This window comes from Rhodopirellula sp. JB055 (assembly GCF_043100905.1).
GTDB lineage: Bacteria > Planctomycetota > Planctomycetia > Pirellulales > Pirellulaceae > Rhodopirellula.
Window position 1 is genome coordinate 1 of sequence record NZ_JBICHO010000112.1, and the last position, 8,115, is coordinate 8,115.

General features: G+C 56.7%; 5 protein-coding genes, 1 other RNA gene and 1 pseudogene. 4 read left to right on the forward strand and 3 right to left on the reverse strand.

The window, feature by feature from the left end; all coding sequences use genetic code 11:
* The coding region (locus tag ACF8AM_RS04605) for a DUF1549 domain-containing protein (RefSeq protein WP_392554504.1) at positions 1-2,201 on the reverse strand (2,201 nt) is incomplete at its 3' end.
* A gap of 339 nt (positions 2,202-2,540) precedes the next feature.
* Here ACF8AM_RS04605 and ACF8AM_RS04610 point away from each other — a divergent pair.
* The 4 genes from ACF8AM_RS04610 (at position 2,541) to ACF8AM_RS04625 (ending at position 6,944) form a co-directional block, all read left to right on the forward strand.
* Positions 2,541-3,059, forward strand: coding sequence for a gamma-glutamylcyclotransferase (locus ACF8AM_RS04610; protein WP_392554505.1), 519 nt, complete (start codon positions 2,541-2,543; stop codon positions 3,057-3,059).
* Positions 3,060-3,309: 250 nt separating this feature from the next.
* On the forward strand, positions 3,310-5,445 hold the full coding sequence (locus ACF8AM_RS04615; protein ID WP_392554506.1) for a carboxy terminal-processing peptidase: 2,136 nt from the start codon (positions 3,310-3,312) through the stop codon (positions 5,443-5,445).
* 28 nt (positions 5,446-5,473) lie between these two features.
* Positions 5,474-5,879, forward strand: an RNA gene (gene rnpB / locus ACF8AM_RS04620) — RNase P RNA component class A.
* Positions 5,880-5,903: 24 nt separating this feature from the next.
* On the forward strand, positions 5,904-6,944 hold the full coding sequence (locus ACF8AM_RS04625) for a ThiF family adenylyltransferase (protein ID WP_392554507.1): 1,041 nt from the start codon (positions 5,904-5,906) through the stop codon (positions 6,942-6,944).
* A gap of 373 nt (positions 6,945-7,317) precedes the next feature.
* On the opposite strand, the gene ACF8AM_RS04630 is transcribed toward ACF8AM_RS04625, so the two are convergent.
* Together ACF8AM_RS04630 and ACF8AM_RS04635 are read right to left on the reverse strand one after the other, a co-directional pair.
* Positions 7,318-7,662, reverse strand: a complete 345-nt coding sequence (locus ACF8AM_RS04630) for a nucleotide pyrophosphohydrolase (protein WP_392554508.1) — start codon at positions 7,660-7,662, stop codon at positions 7,318-7,320.
* A gap of 5 nt (positions 7,663-7,667) precedes the next feature.
* Positions 7,668-8,115: pseudogene (locus ACF8AM_RS04635) on the reverse strand (tRNA (N(6)-L-threonylcarbamoyladenosine(37)-C(2))-methylthiotransferase MtaB); the annotation flags it as partial.

An 8,115-nucleotide genomic window follows, 5' to 3' on the forward strand; every position in this document is an offset into this window, starting at 1 on the left:
AAGTCCCCGCGTGAAAAGACAAACGTTTCGCGAGGTCGCTCGATGGCCTGCGCGACAAGCTGCGTGGTTGTTGCGGGGAACTGTTGCCAAAGCGATTCAATCTCGGCATCGAGCGTCAATAGATTTTTCGTGATCTCGCTCGGTGAGTCATTGTCGCCGCTCGTCAGGTTGTCACTGGATGATTCAGCGATCGCCACGCTGCGATGCCAAGCGGCCAGCGCGAGTTCCGCTTGCGAGTGGGTCCAATCGTTTGGGTCCATCGCCAGAACCGCTTCAGCCTCAGTGGGAACGGCAGCAGCGGGCAATTCGGCCGCGTCGGTGACACTGACTCGGTACCGCCCAATCAGAAAATTCTGGTTGTCGTCACTGTTCCAGCCACCATGTTTTTGCACCAATGTGAAAGTCACCTTGGCATCGTCGTGGATCGTGACGGGACTTTCGGGGACGAACACGATGTGGCGAGATTGGTTGCTGCGGCCAGGACCAATATCGGTTGTCCAAGCCGTGGATTCATCACCGTCAATCGCGTATTCCGGCGGCCCCACCACGCGTTTGTCCTTTTCTGGTTCACGATTTCGGTATTGAGGTTTCAGCGTCCGGCGTGTTGGATTGGCATCACTGAAAGCACGCTGGAACTTCACCGATACAGTCGGCTTTGGATCGCCAATTTCATCTTTGGTCAGTGGGGTGATCTTGAGCTTGAATTCACTCAGCGCTCCCGTGCCATCGATGCTTCGCCCGGGTCCCCCGCGAGGCAACTGCGGATGCGTGAGTGCATCGAGCCGTACCGCGGTGATCGTTCCCACATGCGTTTCCAACGTGAAATCATTGCTGACTTTGGTCGGTGCGTAGCTTTCGCTGACAATCGAACCATCCTCCAGCACGTTGAACTTCTGGCCCTCAAATGGAACCGTGGTGGGATGCAGCACGTGCCAGTCAACGTGATTTCCGGGTCGCTTCTTCGCCCACTCCGCCACCTGCTCACGCCACTCTGGGTGTTCTCGTTGAAAGTCCTTCTCAGCGGTTTGGATGGATGACAGCACGTCATCACGCTGGGCAGCTTGTTCGGGAGTGAAAACGGTGATGCAGGCTTCGTGAAAATCGTTCAGAGCCGCGAACATCTCGTAGTATTCGTGGTGACTGATCGGATCATATTTATGCGTGTGACATTGGGCACACTGCGTGGTGATGCCCAGCACTGATTTGCCAATCGCGTCCATCCGATCGAACATGCCTTCGATCCGAAATTGCTCGGGATCGGCGCCTCCTTCTTCGTTGGTCATGGAATTCCTCAGGAACCCCGTCGCAACGCGTTGGCTTTGTGTGGCACCAGGCAACAGATCCCCGGCAATCTGCTCGATGATGAATTGGTCGTAGGGCATGTCACGATACATCGCATCGATCACCCAATCACGATAGAACCAAACGTTCCGCTGCATGTCCTTTTCGTAGCCCGCCGAATCCGCGTAGCGAGCAGCATCGAGCCACCACCGCGCCCAACGCTCGCCAAAGGCGGTGGATTCCAACATGCCGTCAATGTTTTCTTGCAACATCGACTCGGGATCATCGGGCGAAGCAACTTGATCCAGGGTATCGAGCGAAGGCGGCAGTCCGGTCAGGTCCAAATGCAACCGACGCGTCAACGTCGCGATATCAGCCGGTTCATTGGGAGAACGCTGGGCAGATTCCAGACGCGACAACACGAACCGGTCGATGTCGTTGCGACACCACTCGGAGTCAATGACTGGAGGAATCTTAGGCACGCGTGGCGGCACATATGCCCAATGCTCTTCGTAAACTGCTCCCTGATCGATCCAACGTTGAATGGCCATTCGTTCCTGGTCGGTGATGGTCTTGCCGGTGCTGGGTGGCGGCATGACCAGATCAGGATCATCGCTTGTGACCCTCGCGATCAACTCGCTTGTGCCGGCGTCGCCGGGCTCGATTGCGCCCCCCTCGATGGCTTCTTCCCGAAGGTCCAAACGCAAACCGGCTTCGCGGGTCGACTCATCCGGCCCGTGACAAAGAAAGCACTTGTCGGACAAGACGCTGCGAATGTCTTGATTGAACGAAACCTCTTCCGCGGCATACACCTGGTCGACGCCTCCCAAGATCCAGACCATCCCCGCCAACCAGACTGACAGGAAAATTCGAAGGCAACAGCTTCGAAGAGAAAACGATTCGTTAGCCATTGGCTTCATTCAATTTGTTCGGCGAGACCAATCAAGATCCGCTCGCTGTGATCGCACTCAACCGACTGCAGACGCGCAAACGGGCGAGGATTCTCCGGCAAACGAAGGCTCGTCGGCGATCAAATCGCCATCGCAGGTGGGCAGGGGAGGGTGCTTGGACAGCAACGGAAGGGGATCGCTCATTGTATCAGCGATGAATCCGCCATGCCAAAATGAACCGATTGCTTTTCAAAGGCTTCCTTCCCGGGACAATGCAGCACCTGGGACAATGCAACGAGTTCATCCCCGACGCGATTCCCTCCCCTATTCCACGTCGCCTTCCTCTTTGTTGACGCAAGTTCGATCTGAATGAATCCGAATTTCTATACCGGCATGATCCCGGAGAATCCCGGCGAGGTAGCTGTTTACTTTGTCTACGGGACGTTGTGCCAAGGCCAGTGCCGTCAGCATTGTTGGCCGGTCACCCCACTGGGCGTTCACCCAGCTTGGGTTCAGGGCACTTTGTTCGGCCGCGAAGACTACCCCGCCTTGCGAGCTGGAAATCAGCGTGTGGGCGGCGAATGTTGGTTCTTTGCCAAGCGAGACGCCGAGCGAGTGACCGCGGTTTTGGATGAAATTGAGGTGACCAATCAGCCCGGACAGCCGAATTTGTACGACCGTATTGAACTGCAAGCCAATCTGGTCTCAGCGCTCCATCTCCGACCAGCCAACCAGCCCGCTTTCCCGCAAACGTGGGTCGCCTCCGCGTATCACTACGCCACCGATCCACTACTGGACGGGTTCCAACGGTTGACGGAGCGAGAAACTGAGTACGGGACACTGGCCCTTTGGCCACCAGAAAAATGGCAATTGACGCGAGACAATTGAACCACCGGCGGAGTTAAACCGAATGAACAAGGTGAAGTCGCCCGCCCCCAGCCTGGGATTGCAGGCCGTTTCACACGCCGCAAGCGGGGCCAACCTCCTTTGGGACATTAGGAAATCAAGGTTGCCGTTTTTTCGCCACATTCCTAACATCGAACTGGACGGACGCGCGCAGGCTGCCTGGATGCCCTATTTTGGTAAGCACGCATCCCTCCTAACTCTGTCGGTTTTTCCTTTTACCCGATCGTGACCTATGTCGTTTCGTCAAATCCTTCCCGTCGCGTTTCTCGCGGTGGGGTGCATCGGTTCCACACCGCTTCTACAACCCGCCATCGCACAGGAAAATGTCGTCGAGCGGGCTGCACCGGAACAAGCTCCTCCTCCGCAGCCAACGCCTCAGGACAAAGTGATCGCGAAATTGATCGCGAAGCTGATGCCCAGCAATCATGTTTCGGGCAAAGACCTCAATGACGAAATCAGTCGTCGGGCTTTGGATTTGTTCCTTGAATCCTTCGACCCGATGAAGCTGTACTTCCTGCAGAGTGATGTCGACGAATTCAAACGTTACTCTGAAGTCGTCGACGACCAAGTTCGCTTGGGCGATTTGAGCCTCGCATATTACATCTACGGTCGCTTCACTCAGCGTGTCGATGAACGCGTTGCCGTGGTGATGGAATTGCTCGACGGTGACTTCGACTTCACCCGTGACGAACAAATCATCGTCGACCGTGACGCAACTCAATTCGCACGCAGCGCAGACGAAGCCCGCGATCGCTGGCGTCGCCAAATCAAGCTGGCTTTGCTGGATCTACGAAACGAAAAAATGGATTCCGACGATGACTCGGAATCCGATGAACCCGAGTTGACCGAAGAAGAAGTCATGGCGGATGCGAAGGACCAATTGCGTCGCCGCTATGCTCGGTACGCTCGCCGCTGGAAACAAACCAGCTCGGACGATTTACTGGAACTGTTTCTGACCTCCGTGACCAATGGTTACGACCCGCACTCGACTTACATGTCACCTGCGACGCTAGAAGATTTCGCGATCAGCATGCGTCTGAACCTGGACGGCATCGGTGCCTCACTGGGTGAAAAAGACGGCAACACTGTGGTTCGCCAAGTCATCCCTGGCGGAGCGGCTGATTCACACGGCAAACTCAAACCAGACGATGTGATCGTCGCTGTTGGCCAAGACGAAGAAGGCCCGATGGTCGACATTGTTGAAATGCCACTCAAAGAAGTCGTCAAGCTGATTCGCGGTCGCGCCGGCAGCGTTGTTCGCTTGGCCGTACGTCCTGGCGGAACCGGCAACGAAGAGATCTTCAAAATCGTCCGAGCCCGCATCGAACTGGAAGACTCCGCCGCTCGCGGTGAAGTCATCGATCACGAAATGCCTGGGCAGGGCAAACTCAAACTGGGCTACATCAATCTGCCCAGCTTCTACATGGACATGGAAGCTGCTCGCCGAAACGAAATCGACTATCGCAGCAGCACCCGGGACGTCGAACGAATCCTCGAGGATTTCAAGGAGCAAAACGTTGGTGGCGTGGTCCTCGACCTGACTCGCAACGGTGGCGGCAGCCTGACCGAAGCGATCAGCCTGACGGGTTTGTTCATCGACCGCGGCCCCGTGGTTCAAGTGAAAAACTCGGACGGATCGGTCCAGCAATACGCCGATGATCAAAGCGGCACCGTCTGGGACGGCCCTCTCGTGGTCATGACCAGCAAGCTCAGCGCGAGTGCCAGTGAAATCTTCGCCGGAGCGATCAAGGATTATCACCGCGGCATCGTCGTCGGTGACCCAGCCACACACGGCAAAGGCACCGTCCAAACGCTGATGGATATTGGTCAAAGCCTGTTCCGCAGCAACAACGCGAACTACGGGGCTCTCAAGGTCACGTTGCAACAGTTCTACTTGCCCGACGGCGAAAGCACTCAGCTCAAAGGCGTCGAAGCCGACCTGGTTCTGCCCAGCATGACCAGCAAGCTTCCCGTCGCCGAGGGTGACCTCAAGTACGCCTTGGAATTCGACAAGGTCCCCCAGGCCAAACACAGTCTGTACGCCATGACGCCAGACAGCCTGCTGAACCAACTGCGGATCAATTCCGCCAACCGAGTCCAACAGGACAAAGAATTCAGCGAGTTGATGCGTCGCATCGAACTCTACGTTCGCGAAAAAGACCAGAAGAGCATCTCGCTGAACGAAGAAGAATTCCTGCGTCGTCGCGCCGAACGCAAGGCCCAAACGGAAGCCGAAGAAGAGGAACTCGATGAGGTCCTCAACAACGACGAAATCTTCCGTGACACGTATTACAACCAAGAGGTCATGAACGTGGCCCACGAATACGTGACTGGACTGCGATCACAGAATCTGGCTGTTGCAAAATAGCCAGCATGTTATCCTGGTCGATGCAAGACGAGTGGGCGGGGTGATCGCTGGCACGGTTCGCGGTTCCCGCGTTTCCGGCTGGAGGAAAGTCCGGGCTCCGAAGGGCAGGATGGTCGATAACGTCGACCGGTCGCGAGGCCAGGGAAAGTGCAGCAGAGAGCAGACCGCCGAACGGTGACATCGCTTGCGGTGTCACGCGTGGTGAGGGTGAAACGGTGCGGTAAGAGCGCACCAGCGATCAAGGTGACTTGATCGGCTCGGTAAACCCCATCCGGAGCTAGACCAAACAGGGTGCATCATCGAGGCGGCCCGTCTCGTTATCGACACCCGGGTAGGTCGCAGTGGAGGCGACGAGCAATCGTCGTGCACAGATAAATGGTCACCGTCGATGCCTCGCATCGGCACAGAACCCGGCTTACAAGCCCACTCGTTTTTGCTTTCCTTGTGCTTCCATTTCCATGGCGATCTCCGACCCGAACGATCGTTACGTCCGCCAAGCACAATTCGCCGCGATCGGTGAATCGGGCCAGGCAAAAATCCAATCCGCGCGTGTTGCGGTCCTAGGCTGCGGCGCCCTCGGTTCCGTCGCATCGGAATTGCTGGTCCGTGCCGGTGTCGGTCAAGTCCGGTTGATTGATCGTGACCTGATCGAATGGAGCAACCTGCAACGCCAAAGTCTCTACGTTGAATCCGATGCGGAGCAAGCCCTGGCCAAAACGGAGGCCGCTGCCAGTCATCTGCGGCAAATCAACTCCAGCGTTGTGATCGAAGAAGTCGTTGCGGACATTCACCCAGGCAACATCGCCGAACACCTTCGCGACGTCGACTTGGTCATCGACGCCGCCGATAACTTCACCCTGCGTTTACTGCTCAACGATTGGTCGCTCTCGACGAACACACCTTGGGTTCACGGTGGCTGCGTGGGTGCCAGTGGACAAGTTCGTTTCTTTCGCGGTGCGTCACCGTGCTTCCGTTGCCTCGTCCCTGAAGTTCCAGACCCCGGCGAAGTGGATACCTGCGACACCGCAGGCGTGATTGGCCCGGCAACGCACTTGATCGCCAGTCTGCAATCTTCCGAAGCATTGAAGTTTCTCTCGGGCAACGAACCCGCACTCAACCAACGAGTGCTCTCGATCGATCTTTGGCGAAATCAAATTCGCGAGGTCGCCATCGACGAAAATTTGTCGAACCAATGCCCGGCTTGCTCGGGTGGCCAACGCCAATTTCTTGATGCGGCGGAAGCGGGCGCGTCCCAAGCCGAAACGTTGTGCGGCCGAAACGCAGTTCAGATTCCTGGCGGAAGTCGCCGCATTGACCTGACCAAGATTGCCGAGCGATGGAACAGCGTCGCACCAGTCCAAGCAACACGTTTCTTCACTCGGTTGCAGTTGCCGGAGGATCAAACCTTGACCCTGTTCCGTGACGGCCGCGCCGTGATCAGCGGTGTCCGCGATATCCCCCACGCCAGATCCATTTACGACCGTTACGTCGGTTCGTAAACCAATTGGCAATCCACCCGTAGTCGGATTCGCCAAGAATTCGGTTCACGCTCGTAGGCCATGTCTCACATGGCATCCACGCCGATGCTTTGGAACAAAGCGAGACGTGATCCAATGCTTTCGCGAGAACGACCTGCACCGGCAAAGAACCATCGCCAGGCACGACCTGGCCTACGGTAGCCACGCCGAACCGTAGCCGGATTCACCAAGAATTCGGATCACGCTCGTAGGCCATGTCTCACATGGCACCCACGCCGATGCTTTGGAACAAAAGCGAGGCGTCATCAAATGCTTTCGCGAGAACAACCTGCACCGGCAAAGAACCACCGCCAGGCACAGCCTGGACTACAGAATCCGGCGACGAGGACCTGGCCTACGCGTCGTCCGGGACCGGATACTTGACCGCGTTGCGGATCATCTTGGCCCGCAATGTCGTCGACAAATCGATGTCCAACTTATTCGCGATCGCGAGCAAATACGCCAAGCAATCCGCGACCTCTTCACCGACATCATGAAGCTTTTGCTCGTCGTCCTTCACGCGGGCGGATTCTTCCGGCGTCAGCCACTGAAAATGCTCCATCAGCTCAGCGGTTTCAATCGCTAGCGACATCACCAAATTCTTCGGCTGGTGGAACTCGTGCCAGTTCCGTTCATCGACAAACTGATGCACGATCGCTTTCAATTCATCCACGGTGGCGACATCGTCTTGACGGCTCATTTCAGTCACGCCAATTCCAATCGATCACCCTGGACATCAACGACGCGGGCGTTGATCAGATCGTTTTCACGCATGGCGATGGCGTCTTCGGTGTGGCCGGGCCGGTCGATCACGGCCGGTGCATAGCGACACGTGGTGCCTTGCAGGCGTCCATCAGGTGTCACCTCTTCCACCAACAATTCCAAGTTGGACCCGACCAAGGAACGATAATACTCGTCTCGCAAATCGGCTTCGACTTCACCCAACCGATCGACTCGTTCGGAGATCAACCCTTTGTCGAGTTGGTCGTCGCGTTCGGCAGCCGGCGTGCCGCGACGAGCTGAATACGGAAACGCATGAATCTTTGAAAAACCGGCTTCGCGGCAGGTCCGCAACGTCTGCTCGAACTCCTCTTCGGTCTCGCCGGGGAATCCAGCGATGATATCCGTCGTGATCGCTGGTCGATCCAACGAT